The sequence below is a fragment of the Stenotrophomonas maltophilia genome (genome assembly GCF_025642255.1).
GTDB lineage: Bacteria > Pseudomonadota > Gammaproteobacteria > Xanthomonadales > Xanthomonadaceae > Stenotrophomonas > Stenotrophomonas maltophilia_P.
In genome coordinates this window covers 152,033-172,608 of record NZ_CP106759.1, presented here as the reverse complement: position 1 = coordinate 172,608, position 20,576 = coordinate 152,033, and the positions used below count along the sequence as shown (strand labels likewise).

Here is a 20,576-nt window from a genome sequence, read left to right as displayed (position 1 = left end):
GGGAGGCGTCGCGCAGTGCCGTCACCCGGTGCCGGCTGCGGTCGTCGCCCCTGCGGCCTGCGCCAGCACTGCCGCTGCAGCGTCGCCCTTGCGCTCGCTGTAGCGATCCACCAGGTAGTCCGCCCGGCCCCGCGTCAACAGAGTGAACTTCACCAGTTCCTCCATGACATCCACCACCCGGTCGTAGTATGGCGAGGGCTTCATTCGTCCGTCCTCATCGAACTCCTGCCAGGCCTTGGCCACCGAAGACTGGTTGGGGATGGTCAGCATGCGCATCCAGCGCCCCAACACCCTCAGGGTGTTGACGGTGTTGAACGATTGGGAGCCGCCACTCACCTGCATCACGGCCAACGTTCTGCCCTGCGTGGGCCGCACGCTGCCGTCCTCCAGCGGCAGCCAGTCGATCTGGTTCTTGAACACGCCGGTGACGGTACCGTGCCGTTCCGGGCTGACCCACACCTGCCCCTCAGACCACTGCGACCACGCGCGCAGCCGCTGCACTTCGGGATGGCTCCTGTCCACGCTGTCCACCATCGGAAGCGCATGCGGATCGAACACCCGGGTTTCGCAACCCAGATGCTGCAGGAGCCGCTCGGCTTCCAGGGCCAGCTTGCGGCTGAACGACTGCGGCCTCAGCGAACCGTAGAGCAGCAGGATGCGGGGCGGTCCCAGATTCCCCGCGGCGAGCAGGCTGGGGTCGGGCTGGGGCAGCGAGGCTTCCCTCAGATTCGGCAGCTGGGTACTTGCGATCGTCTTATTCATTCGACTATTCTAGAAATATGGAAACGTCAAATGCAATCGTCGCGCTCACCGCGCTGGGCCACGCCACCCGCCTGGCGGCCTTCCGCCTGCTGGTGGAAGCCGGTCCAGCGGGGCGCGTGGCCGGTGACATCGGGGCGGCCCTGCAGGTGCCACCGGCCACACTCAGCTTCCACCTGAAGGAGCTGGTACAGGCCGGCCTGGTGGAGAACGAGAGCCAGGGCCGCAATGTCTGTTACCGCGCCAACTTCGCCGCCATGACCGGCTTGATCGAGTACCTCACGCACAACTGCTGCGCGGGTTCGCCGAGCGAGGAGTGCGGGCCCGCTGCGCCCGCATGCAAGTGCTGAAGTCCGATCCAACCTCCTGCCATCACAACGACTGCACCATGACACACAACGTCCTGTTCCTCTGTACCGGCAACAGCGCCCGCAGCGTCCTTGCCGAGGCCACGCTGCGAGCCTGGGGCGCTGAACGTTTCAATGCATTCAGCGCAGGCAGCCACCCCACCGGCCAGGTCAACCCATTCGCACTCGCTCAGCTGCAGGCCGAAGGAATCACCATCGATGGGCTGCGCAGCAAATCGTGGGATGAGTTCGTGGATGCTGCGCCCATGGATCTGGTGATCACCGTGTGCGATTCGGCCGCGGCAGACGCCTGCCCGGTGGTGTTTGGCGACTTCATTCGCAGCCACTGGGGCCAGCCGGATCCCGCCGCAGTTGCAGGCAGCGATGCCGAGAAAGCAGCCGCATTTGCGCGCGCGCATGCCATCGTAAAATCGCGGCTGCGTGCGTTGATCGATCTGCCCGGATCGTTGTGGTCCGACCGCGAGGCAATGCAGAACGCTCTGGATCAGATCGGCCGGTTGCAGCCGACCGACAGCACACCGTGACGGCGCCCGCGCGCATGCGACTGTTCGAGCGCTACCTCACCCTGTGGGTCGCGCTGTGCATCGCGGCCGGTACCCTGCTGGGACACCTCCTGCCCGGCGCCTTTGCGGCACTGGCGTCCGCCGAAGTGGCCAAGGTCAACCTGCCGGTCGCGGCACTGATCTGGCTGATGATCATCCCGATGCTGCTGAAGGTCGACTACGGCGCAATGCGCCAGTTGCAGCAGCACTGGAAAGGCATCGGCGTAACGTTGTTCATCAACTGGGCGGTCAAACCATTCTCGATGGCACTGCTGGGCTGGGTATTCCTGCGTCACCTCTTCGCGGAATGGCTGCCAGCCGGCCAGATCGACAGCTATATCGCCGGCCTGATCCTGCTGGCAGCCGCGCCCTGCACCGCGATGGTGTTCGTGTGGAGCAACCTGTGCCGCGGCGATGCGAACTTCACGTTGAGCCAGGTCGCGCTGAACGACGCGATCATGGTGGTGGCCTATGCGCCGGTGGTCGCGTTGCTGCTCGGCATGTCCGCGATCACTGTTCCGTGGGACACCCTGCTGCTGTCAGTGGGTTTGTACATCCTGGCACCTGTCGGTGTTGCCAGCCTGCTGCGGCGCTGGATGCTTTCGCGTAGCGGCGAGGCCGGTCTGCAGCTGGCGCTGACCCGACTCGGCCCGGTTTCGCTGTCGGCCCTTCTACTGACACTGGTGCTGCTGTTCGGCTTTCAAGGTCAGCAGATCGTCGAGCAGCCGCTGGTCATCGCGCTGATCGCCGTGCCCATCCTGATCCAGGTCTATTTCACTTCGGGCCTGGCCTATCTGCTCAACCGTCGTCTGGGCGTCGCCCATTGCGTGGCCGGCCCGTCGGCGCTGATCGGCGCGAGCAACTTCTTCGAGCTGGCGGTCGCAACCGCCGTCGGGCTCTTCGGTGTGCATTCGGGCGCCGCACTGGCCACCGTTGTCGGTGTGCTGATCGAGGTGCCGGTGATGTTGTCGGTCGTTCGTATCGTGAACCGTACTAAAGGCTGGTACGAGAGGCATGGTGCGGGTGACCGCGGGCGGTCGTAGAGGGCCGATGCCTGCTTCTGGCCCGCGCTGACGCAATCGTCCAGATTTCGTGGCGCCCTGATGCACTCAACCACGACTCGTGTCGCAAATTCCCCGAACGCGTGAGGCCCTTGCGCCATCAACGTCTGCGACTACTTAACCGTGTGCGAGGATGCTGAAAGCGTCGAGCATCGTGGGTTGAATACAACTCGGCTCATTGGCGTTGCGCAGTGACACAGGTACAGATGCGGTGCCACCCCAAAAGGTGGCCGGGCATCGAAAACCCGTGGAGTTGCTTGATTACGGTTGCCAGCCGGTGTCACCTCGTGTGGTGCCGGCTGGCAACGCGTCCGCCGGCCATGGCGGGCGGAGCGTGGAGGCCTTGTGCCTGCCGGCCTAGCAACCTCCCGGTTTTCGAGCCACGTCTCCGCCCGCCACCTTTATCCGTGGCGGCTACCGTCTGTTCTGCACGGAGCCTCATCAATGACCACACCCGAGTTTCCCCCTCCGCATTCCGACAGCGCGCCGGCCAACGACGCCGATGCGACCCCCCAACAGTCCCCGTCCGACCCCAACACCTTCATCGCCACGCTGAAACGGATCGGCAGCGGCGCAGCCGCCGATGGCCTGCCCTGGCCGGAACGCCATCCGCTGCCTGGCCGTCAACTGGCGCTGGCCGATGCCGACTGCGCGCACGCCGGCCTGCGGGTGGCGCTGGAGATGCTGCTGGCCGCCGAGCGTGTCCGGCAGAACGGGCCGGAGGAGCAGTACGTGGGCGATCGCGTGATGGAAGGACTGGTGATGGCCTGCCTGTCACTGTCAGTGCAGGCCGGCACCTTGCTGCGTCCGGGCTGACAGGGACGTTTCGCGCACCCTCGGCCGCGTGATCCGGGGCCGGCCCGTGTGGTTATTCTTGAGGCCAGGCTTCTGCCACCGCCCGGGACTCTTCGCATGCGCCGACCCTTCCATGCCGCGATCCTTCTTGCCACCGTGCTGCTGGCCGGTCCTGCCCTCGCGCAGCACGCCAGCAGCGCACCGCCGCCCGCTGAACGCCTGCCCGACGTGGCACTGCCTGCGGCACTGGATCGCGTGCTGCGCGACTACGAGCGGGCGTGGAGCGCGGGCGATGGCAAGGCACTGGCGGCGCTGTTCGCCGAAGACGGATTCATCCTGCAGAGCCACCAGCCGCCGGTGCGCGGGCGCGACGCGATCGCGGCCGCCTACGCCGGACAGGGCGGAAGCCCGCTGCGCCTGCGTGCGCTGGCGTACGCGGTGGACAGGAGCACGGCCTACATCATTGGTGCCTACTCGTTTGGCGGCAACGTCAGCGATACCGGAAAGTTCACGCTGACGCTGACGCGCGCGGGCGATGGACCCTGGCTGATCTTCTCGGACATGGACAACGGCAACGCGCCGCCACGGGCGCGGTGATCGGGCGTTGCAGTGGATCCACGCCATGCGTGGATATGCTGCGCGCGTGATGCCAAGCAAGCTTGGCACCCACCAAAGTCTGTCTCCGGTCCGGCACCCGCATGGGGTACTCCCTGATGAAAAAACCCCGGCGCTTGGCCGGGGTTTTCGGTTACTTGAACAGCGTGTCCGGATATTCCGGTTTCTGTTCGCGCGCCAGCAATGCGCGCAGGCCCTCTGCCGGGGTCTGCTCGCCGTGCAGTACGGCGCGTACGCCATCGGAGATCGGCAGGTCGATGCCGTGTCGGCGTGCCTGACGCATCACCTCATCGGCCGTCTGCACCGATTCGACCACCTGCCCGATCTCGCGCACGGCATCCTGCAGGGTCTGCCCGCGGCCCAGGGCCAGGCCCAGGCGGCGGTTGCGCGACAGGTCGCCGGTGCAGGTCAGCACCAGATCGCCCAGGCCCGCCAGACCCATCAGGGTTTCCGGCTTGGCACCGATTGCCGCGGCCAGCCGCAGCATCTCGTTGAGGCCGCGGGTGATCAGGCCGGCACGGGCGTTGAGGCCCAGCTGCATGCCATCGGCAACGCCGGTGGCCACGGCCAGCACGTTCTTCATCGCGCCCCCCAGCTCGGCACCGACCATGTCGTCGCCGGTGTAGGCACGGAACGCCGGGCCATGCATCGCTTCGGCCACGGTCTGCGCGAACGCCGGCACGTCGCCGTGCACGGTGATCGCGGTGGGCAGGCCCTGGGTGACTTCCTTGGCGAACGACGGCCCGGTGACGACAGCCAGCGGCACGTCCTCGCCGAGGATCTCGCGCGCGACTTCATGCAGGAAACGGCCGGAGCCGGGCTCGAAACCCTTGGTCGCCCAGGCCACGCCGGCACCGGCCGGACGCAGCGGCGCCAGCGCGCGCACGGTCTCGTTGAACGCGTGCGACGGGGTCACCACCAGGATCCAGGCGGCACCGTGCACCGCCGACGCCAGGTCGGTGGTGGCATGCAGGCTGTCCGGCAGCGGGATGCCCGGCAGGTAGCGCGGATTCTCGTGGCGCTGGTCGATGGCCTCGACCACGGCGGCATCACGCCCCCACAGCACGGTCGGATGACCGTGCCGGGCGAGCAGGCTGGCCAGCGCGGTTCCCCAGGAACCGGCGCCCAGCACGGCGATCTTGTCAGCGGTAGTGCTCATCCGTGACGTCGCGACGGATTCAGGCGTTGCCGGCCGGCTCGGAGTCAGCCAGCGACGGTGCGTCGCCCTGCTCCTGGCGCTGGCGCAGGGTTTCTGCGTACAGGCCTTCGAAGTTGATCGGCTGCAGGAAGAACGGCGGGAAGCCGCCGGCCTGGATCAGATCGCTGACCAGCTGGCGCACGTACGGGAACAGGATGTTCGGGCACTGGGTGCCGAGCAGCACGTCGATCGACTGCGGGTCCAGGCCGACCAGGCCGAACACGCCGGCCTGCTTCACTTCGGCCACGTAGGCGGTGCGCTCACCGGCCTGGCAGGTCAGGGTGACGGCCAGCACGACTTCGAACGCGTTCTCACCCAGGCGCTGCACCTGCTGGTTCAGATTCAGCTGCAGCTCCGGCTGCACCTGGTCATTGAAGATGGTCGGTGCGTTCGGCGACTCGAAGGAGACGTCCTTGACGTAGATCTTCTCGACGGTGAAAGCGGGGCCGGTAGCGGCATCGACCGGCGCAGCGGCGCCGTTGGTGATCTCTTCGGACATTTCCAGTAACTCCAGGTGAATGCAATGAAAACTAGGGTCGAATTACTGCGATGGGGGCGGCATCAGGCCCATACAAGGCCGGATCCGCCACCTGCGGCAATCAGTTGCGGCCCTTGACCAGCGGCAGTTCGGCCTGCTGCCAGGCGGGAATGCCGCCCTCGAGCACGAAGACCTTTTCGAAACCGGCCTTCTTCAGCGCCTTGGCGGCGGTTTCCGATGCGTTGCCGTTTCGGCACACCAGAACCACCGGCGCCTGCTTGGCGCTGGCCACGAGCTTGTGCTCCGGGCCGAACGCGCTGGCCTGCGCATTGCGGCTGCCGGCGATGTGGCCCTTTTCGAAGTCACCGCTGGCGGACAGGTCCACCACCACCGTGCCGCCCGCATTCATCAGCTGGGTCAGTTCGGCGGGCTTGATGCCCTTGAAGCCCCGGAACAGGCGGCGGATTTCGGTGACGATGAGGGCCACGGTCAGGCCGACCAGGGCCGCGGACAGCATCGGGTTTCGGCCTGCAAAGGCCAGCAACTCTTCGTAATTCACTCAGGTCACGGGTCGATAAGCGGGCGCCGATTGTCGCACAAGCCGGACGCGGCCCGTCACTGCCCCTGCCACAGATCCGGCAGGCCGCCGGCCTGCCACCAGCGCTTGGCCTCGGCATCCCAGCGCCACCGCTCGGTCACCACCACGGTGCGCTCGGCCTGGGTGTTCTGGTTGATGACGCCGATTTCCACCCGGCGCTCGACTTGGCCATCGGGCAGCGAGGCGCTGCTGCGCTCGCGGTAGGAGGACACCCGCAGCTGTGCATAACGGTTGAGCTCGAACTCGGTGGGCGGCTTTTCCTTGCGCAGCACCGGATCCAGGTAGCCGATGGCGTCGTCCATGCTGCCCCAGCGGATCGTCGCCCCGTAGGCGATCTGGGTCTCTTCCAGCATCTTGCGCTGCTTGCGGCTCAGCTCGTCGGCACCGGCCATGGCGCTGACCAGCAGCAGGGAACACAACAGGATCTGGATGAGGCGGCGCATCAGGGGTTTCCGCAGGGCGTCAGCCTGCCATCCTACCCTTTGGCGAAGGCAACGAAGCGACCGCTGAACTCGGCAGCGGCCCGGCCGTCGGCGGCCGGCTGGGTAGCGATGATGCTGATGCGGGCCTTGCGACGCTGGCGGAAGGTGGCCAGGAAGGTGTCCCAGGCACCGCTTTCGGCCGCCTCGGCATGCGCGTGCAGGTCTTCGTAGACCGGTGCCAGGTAGCGCAGGTTGCTGTCGGCCACGTAGACCTCGGCATCGTGGCCGGCCAGGCGCAGGCGCAGGCTGACCAGCGCCCAGCCGGACAGGGTCAGCACCGAGGCCAGGCTGCCGCCGAAGGCGTTGCCCTTGTCGTTGACGTTCGCCGTCAGCGGCGCGGTGATGCGCAGCACGCCATCGGCATAGCCGTCCAGGCGGATCTGCATGGCACGGACCGCAGGCATGCAGTCCAGCACCTCCTGCAGGGAGGCCAACGAGGAGCTCAGGGCATCAACGGACATCGGAGCAGCAACCACGACAACGGCGGGCCCGCATAATGCAGGCAATGGATGACCATACGATACCCACTGGCAGCGCGTGCCTCGGCGCGGGCTGGACGCTGATCTCGCTGCGTCCGCAGGGCCAGCATGCGGCGCTGCGCCGCGCCGTTGCTGGGCTCGGCGGGCAGCTGGTGGCGCTGTCGCCGTGGCGGCTGCAACGCTTGCAGGGCCCTGCCGTGGTGCGCCAGCTGCAACGCGCGCTGAACTGCGATCGGGTGGTGTTCACCAGCCCCGCAGCCGTCACGGCGGCTGCCGCGCTTCTGCCGCTGCGCCCGGCGCAGCACAGCCCGTGGCTGACGGTCGGCGAGGGCACCACACGCGCGTTGCAGGCGCACGGCATCAGCGAGGTCCACGCGCCGCGGCGGATGGACAGCGAGGGGTTGCTGGCCCTGCCTGTACTGGCGGCGGTACAGGGCCTGCGGATCGGGCTGGTCACCGCGCCCGGTGGCCGGGGCCTGATTGCCGCCCGGCTGCAGGCGGCGGGTGCCAGCATCGAACGTGCCGATGTCTATCGGCGCCAACCACTGCGCCTGTCGCCTCGCGCCCTGTCACGGCTGGGGCAGTGTTCTGCGCCCTGGCTGATGGCGGTCAGCAGCGGTGAAGCCCTGCAACGTGTGTGGGAGCAGCTGTCGCCGCAGTGGCAGCAGCGGCTGCAGGCCCATGCCACCGCGCTGGTCGCCAGCGAACGGCTGGGCGTGCAGGCGCAGGCGCTGGGCCTGCGGGTGGTACGCAGCGCGGGGCCGACCACCCCGCAGTTGATCGCCGCTGCACACACCACGCTCACCGGGCCGGCAGCGACCTGAACAGGGACGTGGGTCACGCTTGCCGCTGTCGTCGGCAACAGGGATGCTGTGCCTGACGCTGCCTGCCGGAACCCTTCCGGCGACGCCGCCGACAAGGAAGCCTGATGAACGACACCGCCCCCGTTTCCCCACCCCGCCGCTCCCTGCGCTGGCTGCTGCTGCCGCTGGCGGTGGTGGCCGTGCTCGGTGGAGGGGGCTATGCCGGTTGGCGTTTCTGGCAGCAGCAACAGCATGAGCAGGAAGCACAGTCGCGGACGATGGCGGTGCAGTTGCAGGGCCTGGAGGCCACGCTGGATGCGCTGCGTCGCGACCAGCGCGCAACCAGCCAACGCCTGCAGGACGCGGCCGCAACCAACCGTGTGCTGCGCGACGAGATGCTGGGCCTGTCGCAGCGCAGCGCGCTGCTGGAGGAAAACCTCGCCAAGCTCGCCGACAGCGCCAACCAGGGCCGGCAGGCCGTGCAGCGCGACGAGGCCGAACTGCTGCTGACCCAGGCCGCACAGCGCTTGAACTACGCCGACGATGTCGAAGGTGCCCGCCGTCTTTATGCACAGGCCGCGACCGCGCTGGCCGCGCTGCCCGACAGCGAGGGCCTGAACCTGCGCCAGGCGCTGGTACAGGAGCGCGATGCCCTCGATGCGTTGGGTGCCGGACCCCGCGTTCAGGCGCTGCAGCGACTGGATGCGTTGGCCGGCGCCCTGCAGGGGCTGCCGACCCAGGTGGCCAGTACGCCGGCCGGCGACCAGACGCGACCGTGGTGGCAGGCCGCTTTGGCGCCCTTCGTCGATATCAGCCCGAGCCGCCAGAACGGTCCGCTGACCGCCGCCGAACGGCGCAACGCCGACGATGCACTGCAACTGGAACTGACCCTGGCCCGGGCGGCGATCGAGCGCGGCGACCGTGCCGGCCGTGACGCCGCGCTGTCGCGCGTGGAGCAGTGGGCACAGCGGCGCTGGCCGGATTCACCGGCCCTGCGCGCGCAGCGTGCTGAACTGCAGGCCTTGCGCGAGCTTCCCTTGCAGACCAGCAACACCGCCCTAGGCAGCACCCTGCAACAGCTGCGCACCCAGACCGACCGGAGGCTACCCGAATGAAACCCCTGCAATCCCTGGTCGTGCTGTTGCTGGCCGTGGCCATTGGTGTGGTCGCCGCGCAATGGCTCGGCACCGACGATCTCAACCGCTACGGCGAAGTGATTCTGCGCTATGGCGGCTACGACTATCACAGCAATCTGCCGAAGGTGGCGCTGCTGACGGTGATTGCAGTGCTGGTGCTGTGGCTGCTGTGGAGCCTGATCGCCGCACCGTTCCGTGCGTGGGGCCGCTACCGCCGCAAGCAGGGCCGGGTGCGCCTGATCGATGGCCTGCAGGCTTACGAGCACGGGCAGTGGCAGCGTGCGGAAAAGCTGCTCGACGGCGCCGCCAAGGATCCGGAAGTGAGCGCGGTGGCGCTGGCCAATGCCGTGCGCAGTGCACAGGCACGTGCTGACGCCAGCGCAGGTGAGGCGCTGCTGCAGCGGCTGGGTGAATCCGATGCCACCCTGCAGGCGCTGCTGCGCGCCGAGCAACTGCTGGCGCGCGACCTGCCGGTGGACGCGATCAACGTGCTGGACGTGGCCGCGATCCAGCCGCTTCCGCCGCGTGGCCTGTGGCTGCGCACCGAGGCACTGGCCCGCGCCGGTCGTGCGCACGAAGCGTATGGACAGCTGGGCGCCCTGCGTCAGAGCAAGGTGCTGCCGGCCGAATCCAACAGCGAACTGGAAGCGCGCCTGGCCGCGCAGGCGCTGCTGGAAGCGGCCGACGTCAATGCGTTGGCCGCGCAGTGGGAAGCCACGCCGAAAGCGCTGCGGCCGACCCCCGACGTGGTGGGCGCCTATGCCAGCCGCGCGGTGGCGCTGAACTGGGACGAGCCGGCGCTGCTGGCGCTGGAGCACGCCCTGGACCAGCGTTGGGACGACGAACTGGTGGCCCTGTATGGCCGCCTGCCCGCCGAACGCCTCGCCACCCGCCAGGCCAACCTGCAGCGCTGGCGCAACGTGCATGACGATTCGGCGGCGCTGCGCCTGGCACAGGGCCGCGTCGCCCTGGCCCAGCAGCAATGGGACGCTGCCGATACGTTCCTGCACGAAGCGATCGCCAGCGGCGCCGGTGCCCCGGCCTGGGAAGCGCTGGGTGAGCTGTTCGCCCAGCGGGGTGAACATGCCCTGGCTGCACAGTGCCTGGCCAACGCGCTGCGCCTGCAGCGCGGCGAGGACAGTGTGGCGCTGGTGCGCACGGCAGGGGCCGGTGCCGATGAAGTGCCGCCGCGCGCCACCGTGGAAGATCTGCCGACGGTGCCGCAACCCCCGGTGTACAACGCCAACGAAGAGCGCGACGAGTTCGGCAACCCCCGTCTTCCCTGACCGGTGCAGTGCCGGCGAAGGGTCGGCACCCCACCGGGTCCGCAACGAAAAAGCCGCCCATCCGGGCGGCTTTTTCATGTACAGCCTTCTGCAGCGATCAGCGCTCGACGATCGCCACCACGCCCATGCCGCCTGCCGTGCAGATCGACACCAGCGCGCGGCCGCCGCCGCGTTCGGCCAGCTGCTTTGCGGCCGTGGCGATCACACGCGCACCGGTAGCGGCAAACGGGTGACCGGTAGCCAGCGACGAGCCCAGCAGATTGATCTTGTCCGGATCGATGCGGCCCAGCGGTGCCTCCAGGCCCAGCCGGTTGCGGCAGTAATCCTCGCTCTCCCACGCGCGCAGGGTGCACAGCACCTGTGCGGCAAACGCTTCGTGGATTTCGTAGATGTCGAAGTCCTGCAGGGTCAGGCCATTGCGCTTGAGCATCTCAGGCACGGCCACGGTCGGTGCCATTAGCAGGCCTTCGCCGTGCACGAAATCGACGGCCGAGACATGCGCATCGCGCAGGTAGGCCTGCGGCTCGTGCCCGTGGGCGCGGGCCCATTCCTCGCTGGCCAGCAGCACCGCCGCGGCACCATCGGTGAGCGGCGTGGAGTTGGCGGCGGTCAGGGTGCCGCGGCCGGACACCTTGTCGAACGCCGGCTTCAGCGTGGCCAGCTTTTCCAGCGAGGTATCCGGGCGCAGGATGTTGTCGCGCTCCACGCCGCGGAACGGCGCGATCAGGTCGTTGAAGAAGCCACGCTCATAGGCGGCGGCCAGCTTCTTGTGCGAGGACACCGCCCACTCGTCCTGCGAGTCACGCGAGATGTTCCATTCCTTGGCCATGTCCTCGCAATGGTCGCCCATGCTCTTGCCGGTGCGCGGTTCGGCCACGCCCGGGAACTCGGGCTTGAGCTCGGAGAACTTGAAGCCGGAGGTCAGCGCGCGGATCTTGTCGCCGGTGCTCTTGGCGCGGTTGGCGGCCAGCAGGCGTGCACGCAGCTTCTTGCCGTACACGATCGGCACGTCGGAAGTGGTGTCCGACCCGCCGCCGATGCCCGATTCGATCTGGCCCAGGGCAATCTTGTTGGCGACGGTGATGATGCTGTCCAGCGACGTGCCGCAGGCACGCTGCAGGGTGATGCCCGGGGTGAGCGGCGACAGTCCGGAGGACAGCGTGGCTTCGCGGCCCAGGTTCCAGTCGCTGGAGTGCTTGATCACCGCACCCATCGCCACTTCACCCAGCTGCTGGCCGTGCAGGCCGAAGCGTTCGACCAGCGCACCCAGTGTGCGTACCGACATGCCGAGGTTGCCGACATCCGAATACGCGGTGTTCTGGCGGCAGAACGGAATGCGGACGCCACCGAGAATGGCGACGGGACGAGCGTTGGGCATGGAGATACCTGGCATGGATGAGGGTGTCTGCAACATGGCCTGCACGACAGAGCAGGCATAATGGGGCCAAGTGTAGCTGCCGCCCTGTGATGGGCCAACCGTGGAACCATGAGCAAACCCGACCCCGCGATGAATGCCCTTGGCGTGCTGGCCCTGGAACTGGCCGGCGGCGAGATCCCCCGCCAGGCGGTACTCAGCGCAGACCAGGCCGGTGAACTGGCCGAGCGCGTCGGCCGAGACCTGTCCAAGCTGGTGCCGGCCGTGGCCGAGCTGGACCTGGTCCTGGCCGCCGCCCATTTCGACCCGGCCGAAGTGCTGCGCCCGGGCTGGCCGATCCATCGCCGTCTGGAAGAACTGCAGATGCGCGCGCCGGGCCGCAACCAGGGCCCGCGGCTGCTGGCCTTCGGTACCGATGCCAATGGCGATGTGCCGCTGCCGTTCCAGGCCGATTCGACGCTGGTGGGTGGCGGCCTGCGTGTGCTGCCGTTCCTGCTGACCGGCAGTGATGTGGCGACCACCCGTGCGGTGGCCGATGCGTTGGAAGAGGTGCTGCTGGCCAATGGCATGGCCCATGCCGATACCGCGCTGATGGCGCAGAACAGTTTCGGTGCCCGCATCGAGCATGCGCGCTATTTCACCGTGAACGACCTGGCCGCGATGATGTCGATGCAGTACGACAACCAGGGCCTGGCCGCGCTGTGGCCGTTGATCGAGACAGCGATCATGGCGCCGGGCGAGGATGAATGGCTTGAGGCCGCACCGGAGCCGTTGCTGCGCTACAGCCATGGCGAGGCGCGCATGGCGCTGTTCGATCCGGCCGGCTGGTGCGCCCACTACAATCATGACAGTGGCGACTGCGATCGCCTGCAGGGCATCTATGAGCAGTTCCTGATGCGCCAGCGGCAGATGGCGGCAGTGCTGGAAGCACACGGTGTGCCGGTGCTGTTCGTGCATTGCGAGGCGGGACAGGACGCGCGCGAGCTGCTGGCGCGCTGATCGGCGCATGCATTCCGCCGGGCATGGCCCGGCGCTACCGTGTTCCGATTCGGCGGGTGCATTCCGCCGGGCATGGCCCGGCCTTACGGGGCCTTCTGGATCACTGCGCAGGCCAGGCGCGCACCGGCGTTGCCGGTCGGCTGGCTGGTGTAGTCATCCGGATCGGCGTGGACGATCAGGCCACGGCCGATGATGTCGAAATCATCGCCCTTGCCGATGTTCACGTTGCTCGACACCGGGCCATCGATGGTGGCCACGCCCTTGTCGTCGGCCTTGATGTTGGGCATGTCGCCACCGTGGTGCGGATCACTGGCCACGCTGCCATGGTCCTGCTTGCCCGGGTTGAAATGACCGCCGGCGCTGGTGCCGTCCGGCGCACTGCAGTCGCCCTTCTCGTGGATGTGGAAACCGTGTTCGCTGCCGGGCTTCAGGCCACTGATCTGGCCCGTGACGTGCACTTTGCCGTCAACCCGCTTGAAGGTGACGCTGCCCTTGGTCTCGTTGCCCTGGGTGGGTGCCAGCTCGGCCGTGGCCGAGGCATCGGCGGTGGACGCCGGTTCTGCAGCGGGCGCCGGTTCGGTGGTTGCGCTCTCGGCCGGCGCGGCCGGCTGCGTCTCGGTCTGCGGGGTGTCGGCCGGCTTGCCGCAGGCCGCCAGGCCCAGGGCGGCGATGGCCGCGAACAGCGAAGTATGGATCAGACGCATGGATGCTCTCCTTGGAAGATGGCCGGCGGCGATCAGCGCGTCACGCGGATCACGCCGCAGGCGATGCGAACGCCGGCATTGCCGGCAGGCTGGCTGCGATAGTCATCGGCATTGGCGTGCACGACCAATGCGCGTCCTGCGATATCGGTGGCGGCGCCTCCGCCCAGAGTAACGCCCTTGAGGTGGATGTCGACGTTGGCGCGGCCCTGGGCATCGGCACGCAGGTTGTCGATGTCGCCCAGGTGATGCGTGCCGGCACCGGCGCGACCGTGCGCGACGCCGCCGGGATTGAAGTGATTGCCCGCACTGCTGGCATCCACAGCGCTGCAATCACCACGCTCGTGGATATGGAAGCCTGCCTGCTGCATCGGCTGCAGGCCACCGACCAGGCCGGTGATATGTACGCCTGCCGGCTCGACCTTCAGCACCAGCCGGCCACTGACGATGCTGGCCGACGCCGGGGCCAGATTCGCCTCGGCCTGCTGTGCGGTACTGGTCACGACCGGCGGCGGTGGCGTGGGCTGCGGCTTCGGCGTACTGCCACACGCGGACAGCAGCGCGGCGGCGGACAGCGGAAGAAGGGCAGGTAACAGGCGCATCGAAGACTCCTTGCAGGTGACACTACGGACGGCATCGTCCATGAGGGATCAACGGTTCGGCAAGCGGATGCGAGGATCGCGTGCAGGGACCGTTCAATGGGGGCCGCGGCGGCGGCCTGCGCCCAGCTTGCGGGTCAGCGTGTTGCGGCCCAGGCCCAGCCGCGCCGCTGCTTCCGCGCGGCGACCGTGGGTGATCTGCAGGGCAGCGTCCAGCAGGGCGTGATCGACGCGCTCGCGCACCTGCGCATGCAGCCCTTCCACGCCCTCCGCCAGTTGCCGCCGCGCCCACTCCGACAGCAGCGCCTCCCACTGCCCCGGGTCGGTGCCGCCGGTGCTGCTGCGCCGGGTGCGTGCCCGGTTGAGCGCGGTATCCACGTCGGCCACGCCGATGGTGTCGGCGGCGGCCAGTGCGGCCATCCGCCAGCACACGTTCTCCAGTTCGCGCACATTGCCCGGCCAGTCGTGCTCGCGCAGCGCCTGCAGTGCAGCGGCGGTCAAGCGCTTGGTCGGCGTATCCAGCCGGCGTGCGGCCGCCGCCAGGAAGGTGGTGGCCAGCTGCGCGATGTCCTCGCGGCGCTCACGCAGCGGCGGCAGCTGCAGGCGCACCACGTCCAGGCGATGCAGCAGGTCGGCGCGGAACAGCCCCTGCGCCACCCGTCCTTCCAGGTCCTGGTGGGTCGCTGCGATCACGCGCACATCGACACGGATCAGTTCGCGACCGCCGACACGGAAGAACTCGCCCTGCGCCAGCACGCGCAGCAGGCGCGTCTGCAGCGGCAGGGGCATGTCGCCGATTTCATCGAGGAACAGGGTGCCACCGTCGGCCTGCTCGAAGCGGCCGATGTGCCGGCGCTGTGCGCCGGTGAATGCACCGGCTTCATGGCCGAACAGTTCACTCTCCAGCAGCTCGGCGGGAATGGCGGCGGTGTTCAATGCCACGAACGGGCCCTGCGCACGCGGCGATTCGCGGTGCAGCGCGTTGGCCACCAGCTCCTTGCCGGTGCCGGTTTCACCGGTGATGAGTACCGCCAGCGGCGCCTGCGCGAGCCGGCCGATGGCGCGGAACAGCGCGCGCATCGGCGGCGTGTCGCCAACCAGCTGCGGCGACGGGTCGGCGGAGGCCTCCGTGGCCGGTACCGGCGCGGCCAGTGCGGGCGCGACCGCCGGCAGCACGCGCTGGGCCAGCGCTACGGCATCATCCAGATCGAACGGCTTGGACAGGAATTCGTGCGCGCCGCCGCGGAAGGCGCCCGCCGTGCTGGCGACATCGGTGTAGGCCGACATCACCACCACCGGCAGCTGTGGCAAGGCAGCCTTGAGCTTGTCGAGCAGCACCAGGCCGTCATCGCCGGGCATGCGCACATCGGTGAACAGCAGTGCCGGCGGAGAGCCCTCGGCCAGCGCCTGCAGGGCGGCAGCGGCGCTGTCGAAATCATCGACCCGGTAGCCCGCCTCGCGCAGCGCGGTGCACAGCACGAAGCGCACGGCGCGGTCATCGTCGACCACCCAGATCCGCTGGGGTGAAGGGGACGCGTCAGACATCGCGCGGGGCCTCCTCGGCCGGAACGGTGCCGCTGCCGATCGGCAGCAGCAGGGTGAATACGGTGTGGCCGGGCCGCGAGCGGTAGGTCAGCGTGCCGCGATGCTCGCGCGCGACCTGCTGGGCCAGCGCCAGGCCCAGGCCGGTGCCTTCGGCGCGACCACTGACCAGGGGCAGGAACAGGTGTTCGGCCAGCTCCTCGGGTACGCCACGACCGTCGTCGGCGATCTCCAGCCGCAGCGCCAGCGTATGCAGCCGCTCGGCAACCCGCGCACCATGCTCCACGCGCGTGCGCAGGGTGATGGTGCCCGCGCCGGCCTGGATCGCATTGCGCACCAGGTTCCACACTGCCTGGGTAAGGCGGTCGGCGTCGCCATCCAGCTCGGGAATGCTGGGGTCGTAGTCGCGTTGCAGGCGCACCGCCCAGCCCGCTTCGTTCTCGGCCAGGCGCAGCACGCGCTCCAGTGCTGCATGGATGTTCAAGGCGGCATGCGGTGCGGCCGGCGCCGGCGACAGCAGCTGGTCAAGCAACCCGTTGAGGCGTTCGATCTCCGAACCGATCAGTTCAATCAGTTCGCGCTCGCTGGCATCGCGCTGTGCGGCACGGCGAGCCAGCAGCTGCGCCGCGCCTTTCAGGCCAGCCAGCGGGTTGCGCAGTTCGTGGGCCAGGCCCTTCAGCGCCGCGCTGAGTGCGCTCGGCAAGGCCTGGGTGGGGTCAAGCCCGGGGAACTCATCGACCGGATGCGCCTCCAGCAGCCAGCCGCCATCATCACGGCGGCTCATCCAGCCTTCGGCGAAGCGGGGTGCCTCTCCCGGTACCGCCAGTGCAAGCCGGTGCAGGCGCAGGCTGTCACGCTCGTCGCGGGCCAGGAAGTGGGCCAGCGCCTCGCCCTGCACCTCCAGCGCCGCCAGGGGCTGGCCCAGCAGGCGACGGCCGCTGACGCCCAGCCAGCGTCCGAAGGCCGGATTGCAGCCGGTGATGCGGCCGTCGGCAGCGGCCCAGGCCAAGGGGGTACCCAGGGCATCGAGGGGCGGTGGCGGCGCGGGGTCGGACATTGCACCAATGTAGTGCAAAAGCGTGGCAGATGCGTTCCTTCCGCAGCCCGAAGCGCCCCGCCGGGCTACAGCTTCATGCTGAGGCCGACGAAGACGGTGCGGCCGGGGGCAGGCGAGAACATCGGCCGGGCACTGTCCCAGAAGAAGCTGTCGTACCACGCGTAGGCGTACTCACGTCCGGTGACGTTCTTCAGCTGCAGGTCCACGCTCCAGCGCGGATTGATCCGGTACGCGGCAGTGAGGTCGAGCACGGCGAAGCCGCCGAATCTGCCGGCCACGTTGCGCTCTTCCAGGTAGTAGTCGCCCTGCGCGCGCGCCTGCAGGCCCAGCCGCAGTGCCTGGCTGGCCTGGTAGTCCACGCCCAGGTTGCTGATGTGGCGCGGGGTGGCGGCCACTTCGCGACCCTGCAGGGACACGCCGGGGGCGCGGTTGTCGCGGGTGATCTTCGCTTCCTGGTACGCATGCGAGGCCCACACCGTCCAGTCGTCGCCCACCTGCAGGCTCAACTGCGCGTCCACGCCACGGCGCCGGGTCTTGCCCAGGGTGACGGTGGTGCCGGTGGCCGGCATGTTGGACACCTCGTTCTCCGCATCCTGCTGCCATGCCGCCAGGCGGGCCTGGGCGCCGTCAAAGGGCTGGAACTTCAGGCCCAGCTCCATGCCGGTGTTGGTGGAAGGACGCATCGGCGTCTGCCCGGGCGTGAGATAGGCCGGCGCGGTGGCGCCGGTCAGCACCTGGAACGTGCGGCCCCAGTTCGCGTAGACGTGGGTGGTGTCGCCCAGGCTGTGGATGACGCTCAGCTTGGGCTGGCCGATGGTGCCGTAGTCCTGCAGCCGCCCGCGGGTGCCATCCATCAACCGCGTGCGGCCACTGAAGCGGTCCACGCGATAGGCCGGCACGATCTTCCAGGCGGCGGCTGGCTGATAGATGGCCTGCAGATAAGCGCCCAGGTTGTCGAAGCTGTGGCGGTCGTCGTTCTGCACGCGGGCCGGCGGGCGGGTGAAATCGGTGGGTTCGGCGTAGGCATACCGCTCGCGGATGTAACCGTTGTCCTGCTGCTCGTAGTTCAACCCGCCCTCCACCGTCAACGTGGCTGCGGGCTGCCAGGTAAGCGTGGTGAGCAGGCCGGCCTGGCGCTCGTCCCACAGCCGCCGCTGGCGCGGCAGGTTGCCGGTGGGCAGGTCGCTGAAGGTCACGCGCCGATCGTCCTGGTAACGGTTGTAGTACAGCCGGGTGCCGAGAACGAGCGCGTCGGACAGCTTCAGGTCCAGATGCGCAGCGAACTGGCGCATGTCGCGGTCGTCGCCGTCATGGGCGTTGCGCAGGTCGCTGCCACGGCGGTGCGTGCGCAGTTCCTCGGCCGTCATGAAGCCGGGCTCGTCCGCCTCGTGGTGATAGGCGCGCGCGGTCAGGCCCACGCGCAGGCCATCGTCCAGTGAACCGTAGAACCACTTGCCACCCAGCGAGTACTTCCTGGAGGTGTCGTGCTCGCGATAACCGTCGCTGGCCTGGGTGCCGATGAAGTAGTTCTGCGCGAAGCCGTTGGATTCGCGGCCCACCGCCAGCTGCGCATCGCGCGTGTTGTAGCTGCCATAGGCCAGCCGCGCATCGGTGTAACTGCCGCCCTGGCGGGTACCGAAGTTCACGTTGCCGCCGATGTTGTGCAGCCCATAACGCGGATCGTTGGTCCCGCGCACCACCTCGATGTAGCTGATTTCCAGCGGGAACAGCATGTCGATGAAGCGCTGGTTGCCGCTGTTGACGTTGCTCGGGATGCCATCGATCAGGGTCTTGATGGCATTGAGGTAACCCTCGCCATTGAAGGCGCGGAAGCTGACCTTGCCCGACTCGGCACCCTGGCGTGTTTCGGTCAGCTGGATGCCGGGCATCTGCCCCAGCAGTTCCCAGCTGTGGGACACGGTGCGGTCTTCAATCTGGTCTGCGCCCAGAACGTCAACGGAGGTGAGTACCTGGTGCGCGCTGAGGGCGCCTTCCCGGTGCTGGTGGACATCGACCTTGCCCAGGGTGAGCGCCGCGTCGGCTGACTGCGCCAATGCGTCAGGGGCAAGGGGAGCCGCCGCCAGGGCGGCCAGCAGCGTGGGGGTCTTCATGGGGAAGGAGATGGAGTGCCAAAAATGAAACTTTATAACATTTCAGTTCGGGCAGCCATCGGGGACGCCGGTTTGCCGGGCGTCAGGCAGACGGATAACCGGTCGCTTCCCTGGCCTTCTTCCACGCGATTTCAAATTCGCGCGCGCTGATCTCGTCGTCGGAATCGAAATCCAGGAACGAGACGGGCTGGTCGGCCAGCATGAAACGGTCATCGCTCTGGCCGTTTTCATCGGCCCATACCAGCTTGGAGCCGTAGATCTCCACCTGGCGGACGATCCTGTCGCCCCGTGCTTCCATCAGCACGTTGCCCTTGCCGAGGCCCGATTCGGCCCAGTGCTTGTAGTACTTCTTTGCGTTCTTCATTGCCGGAGTCCTGGCTGTGGAGGCAGCCGGAGAGTTCAGAGGGCGGCATTATCGCCCAGCGGGCACCGCAGGGGCCCTGCGATGACCTGCCATTCGCCCGTCGATCACGGCAGAAGGCCCCGGCTCACCGCCGGGGCCCTGCACTCACTTCTGCTGCAGGAAGGCCAGCAGGTCCTGGTTGACCTTGTCCTTGTGGGTTTCGGTCAGGCCATGCGGCGCACCCGGGTAGACGATCAGGCGGGCGCCCTTGATCAGCTTGGCCGACATGCGGCCGGCAACATCGATCGGCACGATCTGATCGTCATCACCGTGGATCACCAGCGTCGGCACGTCGAACTTCTTCAGGTCCTGGCGGAAATCGGTTGCCGAGAATGCGGCGATCGAATCGTAGGTGTTCTTGTGCCCGCCCAGCATGCCCTGCGCCCACCAGGCGTCGATCATGGCCTGCGAAACCTTCGCGCCCGGGCGGTTGAAGCCATAGAACGGGCCGGAGGGAATGTCGCGGTACAGCTGCGAGCGGTTTTCCAGCTGCGCCTTGCGCAGGCCATCGAACACTTCGATCGGTACGCCGCCGGGGTTGTCGGCGGTCTTGAGCATGAGCGGCGGCACCGAGCTGATCAGCACGGCCTTCTTCACCCGGCCGGTACCATGGCGGCCGATGTAGCGCGCCACTTCGCCCCCCCCGGTGGAGAAGCCCACCAGCGTCACGTCATGCAGATCCAGCGTGTTGATCACCGTGGCCAGGTCATCGGCATAGTGGTCCATGTCGTTGCCTTCCCACGGCTGGCTGGAGCGTCCATGACCGCGGCGGTCATGCGCGATCACGCGGTAGCCATGGTCGGCCAGGAAGATCATCTGCGATTCCCAGCTGTCCGAGTCCAGCGGCCAGCCGTGGCTGAAGGTGACCACCGGGCCATCCTTCGGACCCCAGTCCTTGTAGTAGAGCTGCACGCCATCGGCAGTGGTGAGGGTGCTGGCGGTACGGGCGACGGCGGTGACGGCGGTGGAGGGCGCCGCTTGCGCAGCCTGGGCGGACAGGCCGGCCTGCAGGGACAGAGCCAGGGCAGTGGCGGCCAGGGTGCGGGTGACGGTGTTCATGGTGGAATCTCCTGCGAAGTGAGTGGGTTTCGACAGGTCCACTTTGCGCCCCTTTCCGGGACTTTTTGCTACATAAAGTCCTTAAAGTTTAACCATTCGTCCGCCAATCCCGACGCCCACAACCGCATCC

Annotated in this window: 23 protein-coding genes; 9 read left to right on the top strand and 14 right to left on the bottom strand. The window is 68.0% G+C overall.

All coding sequences use genetic code 11. The annotated features are described in order from the left end of the window. Positions 1–21 precede the first annotated feature (21 nt). The gene (gene arsH / locus N8888_RS00725) at positions 22–762 is read right to left on the bottom strand and encodes an arsenical resistance protein ArsH (RefSeq protein ID WP_065182062.1); all 741 of its coding nucleotides are present in this window, start codon (positions 760–762) and stop codon (positions 22–24) included. Positions 763–779: 17 nt separating this feature from the next. Here arsH and N8888_RS00720 point away from each other — a divergent pair, with 17 nt between their 5' ends. From N8888_RS00720 to N8888_RS00700, 5 genes are all read left to right on the top strand, one after another. Continuing rightward, positions 780–1,109 carry an ArsR/SmtB family transcription factor gene (locus N8888_RS00720; RefSeq protein ID WP_263176815.1) on the top strand — a complete coding sequence of 110 codons (330 nt, stop codon included), beginning with the start codon at positions 780–782 and terminating at the stop codon, positions 1,107–1,109. 38 nt (positions 1,110–1,147) lie between these two features. Continuing rightward, entirely contained in the window at positions 1,148–1,651 is a 504-nt protein-coding gene (locus N8888_RS00715; protein ID WP_164152961.1) for an arsenate reductase ArsC, read from the top strand. Between the two features lie 14 nt (positions 1,652–1,665). Beyond that, positions 1,666–2,712, top strand: coding sequence for an ACR3 family arsenite efflux transporter (gene arsB / locus N8888_RS00710; protein ID WP_263176812.1), 1,047 nt, complete (start codon positions 1,666–1,668; stop codon positions 2,710–2,712). 462 nt (positions 2,713–3,174) lie between these two features. Continuing rightward, positions 3,175–3,546 (top strand): hypothetical protein, encoded by a 372-nt coding sequence (locus N8888_RS00705; RefSeq protein ID WP_065174145.1) that lies wholly within the window; start codon positions 3,175–3,177, stop codon positions 3,544–3,546. A 96-nt stretch (positions 3,547–3,642) separates the two neighbouring features. Continuing rightward, a complete protein-coding gene (locus N8888_RS00700) occupies positions 3,643–4,122 on the top strand; it encodes a nuclear transport factor 2 family protein (protein WP_263176810.1) in 480 nt (159 codons plus the stop codon). Positions 4,123–4,273: 151 nt separating this feature from the next. Here N8888_RS00700 and N8888_RS00695 read toward each other — a convergent pair whose 3' ends face one another. From N8888_RS00695 to N8888_RS00675, 5 genes are all read right to left on the bottom strand, one after another. Continuing rightward, positions 4,274–5,299, bottom strand: a complete 1,026-nt coding sequence (locus N8888_RS00695) for an NAD(P)H-dependent glycerol-3-phosphate dehydrogenase (protein ID WP_053518041.1) — start codon at positions 5,297–5,299, stop codon at positions 4,274–4,276. A gap of 19 nt (positions 5,300–5,318) precedes the next feature. Then, positions 5,319–5,837, bottom strand: coding sequence for a protein-export chaperone SecB (gene secB / locus N8888_RS00690; RefSeq protein WP_004153553.1), 519 nt, complete (start codon positions 5,835–5,837; stop codon positions 5,319–5,321). A 100-nt stretch (positions 5,838–5,937) separates the two neighbouring features. Further along, complete coding sequence (locus tag N8888_RS00685) at positions 5,938–6,375, bottom strand: rhodanese-like domain-containing protein (RefSeq protein WP_053518043.1); 438 nt, start codon at positions 6,373–6,375, stop codon at positions 5,938–5,940. Positions 6,376–6,431: 56 nt separating this feature from the next. Continuing rightward, on the bottom strand, positions 6,432–6,857 hold the full coding sequence (locus tag N8888_RS00680) for a hypothetical protein (RefSeq protein ID WP_053518045.1): 426 nt from the start codon (positions 6,855–6,857) through the stop codon (positions 6,432–6,434). A 32-nt stretch (positions 6,858–6,889) separates the two neighbouring features. Further along, complete coding sequence (locus N8888_RS00675) at positions 6,890–7,357, bottom strand: YiiD C-terminal domain-containing protein (RefSeq protein WP_111186510.1); 468 nt, start codon at positions 7,355–7,357, stop codon at positions 6,890–6,892. Positions 7,358–7,392: 35 nt separating this feature from the next. Here N8888_RS00675 and N8888_RS00670 point away from each other — a divergent pair, with 35 nt between their 5' ends. From N8888_RS00670 to N8888_RS00660, 3 genes are all read left to right on the top strand, one after another. Next, positions 7,393–8,199 carry a uroporphyrinogen-III synthase gene (locus N8888_RS00670; protein ID WP_263176803.1) on the top strand — a complete coding sequence of 269 codons (807 nt, stop codon included), beginning with the start codon at positions 7,393–7,395 and terminating at the stop codon, positions 8,197–8,199. 104 nt (positions 8,200–8,303) lie between these two features. Continuing rightward, positions 8,304–9,293 (top strand): uroporphyrinogen-III C-methyltransferase, encoded by a 990-nt coding sequence (locus tag N8888_RS00665; protein ID WP_263176802.1) that lies wholly within the window; start codon positions 8,304–8,306, stop codon positions 9,291–9,293. Beyond that, the gene (locus N8888_RS00660) at positions 9,290–10,600 is read left to right on the top strand and encodes a heme biosynthesis HemY N-terminal domain-containing protein (RefSeq protein ID WP_053518053.1); all 1,311 of its coding nucleotides are present in this window, start codon (positions 9,290–9,292) and stop codon (positions 10,598–10,600) included. The genes N8888_RS00665 and N8888_RS00660 overlap by 4 nt, the downstream gene beginning before the upstream one ends. A 97-nt stretch (positions 10,601–10,697) precedes the next feature. Here the strand turns inward: N8888_RS00660 and N8888_RS00655 are convergent, their stop codons facing one another. Continuing rightward, positions 10,698–11,993 carry an acetyl-CoA C-acetyltransferase gene (locus N8888_RS00655; RefSeq protein WP_111186508.1) on the bottom strand — a complete coding sequence of 432 codons (1,296 nt, stop codon included), beginning with the start codon at positions 11,991–11,993 and terminating at the stop codon, positions 10,698–10,700. A gap of 93 nt (positions 11,994–12,086) precedes the next feature. On the opposite strand from N8888_RS00655, the gene N8888_RS00650 reads away from it, so the two are divergent. Beyond that, entirely contained in the window at positions 12,087–12,974 is an 888-nt protein-coding gene (locus tag N8888_RS00650; RefSeq protein WP_065182068.1) for a hypothetical protein, read from the top strand. An 83-nt stretch (positions 12,975–13,057) separates the two neighbouring features. On the opposite strand, the gene N8888_RS00645 is transcribed toward N8888_RS00650, so the two are convergent. From N8888_RS00645 to N8888_RS00615, 7 genes are all read right to left on the bottom strand, one after another. Next, positions 13,058–13,678: a superoxide dismutase family protein gene (locus tag N8888_RS00645; protein ID WP_197571207.1), complete on the bottom strand. Its 621-nt coding sequence runs from the start codon at positions 13,676–13,678 to the stop codon at positions 13,058–13,060. A 32-nt stretch (positions 13,679–13,710) separates the two neighbouring features. Then, a complete protein-coding gene (locus N8888_RS00640; RefSeq protein WP_053518061.1) occupies positions 13,711–14,277 on the bottom strand; it encodes a superoxide dismutase family protein in 567 nt (188 codons plus the stop codon). Positions 14,278–14,370: 93 nt separating this feature from the next. After that, entirely contained in the window at positions 14,371–15,819 is a 1,449-nt protein-coding gene (gene ntrC / locus N8888_RS00635) for a nitrogen regulation protein NR(I) (RefSeq protein ID WP_065174140.1), read from the bottom strand. Then, positions 15,812–16,873 (bottom strand): two-component system sensor histidine kinase NtrB, encoded by a 1,062-nt coding sequence (locus N8888_RS00630; RefSeq protein WP_263176797.1) that lies wholly within the window; start codon positions 16,871–16,873, stop codon positions 15,812–15,814. Before N8888_RS00630 ends, ntrC begins: the two co-directional genes overlap by 8 nt. Before the next feature lie 65 nt (positions 16,874–16,938). Continuing rightward, positions 16,939–18,984, bottom strand: coding sequence for a TonB-dependent receptor (locus tag N8888_RS00625; protein WP_197572590.1), 2,046 nt, complete (start codon positions 18,982–18,984; stop codon positions 16,939–16,941). 82 nt (positions 18,985–19,066) lie between these two features. Further along, complete coding sequence (locus N8888_RS00620; protein ID WP_053520269.1) at positions 19,067–19,348, bottom strand: hypothetical protein; 282 nt, start codon at positions 19,346–19,348, stop codon at positions 19,067–19,069. Between the two features lie 144 nt (positions 19,349–19,492). Further along, entirely contained in the window at positions 19,493–20,446 is a 954-nt protein-coding gene (locus tag N8888_RS00615) for an alpha/beta fold hydrolase (protein ID WP_065182072.1), read from the bottom strand. Positions 20,447–20,576 lie beyond the last annotated feature (130 nt).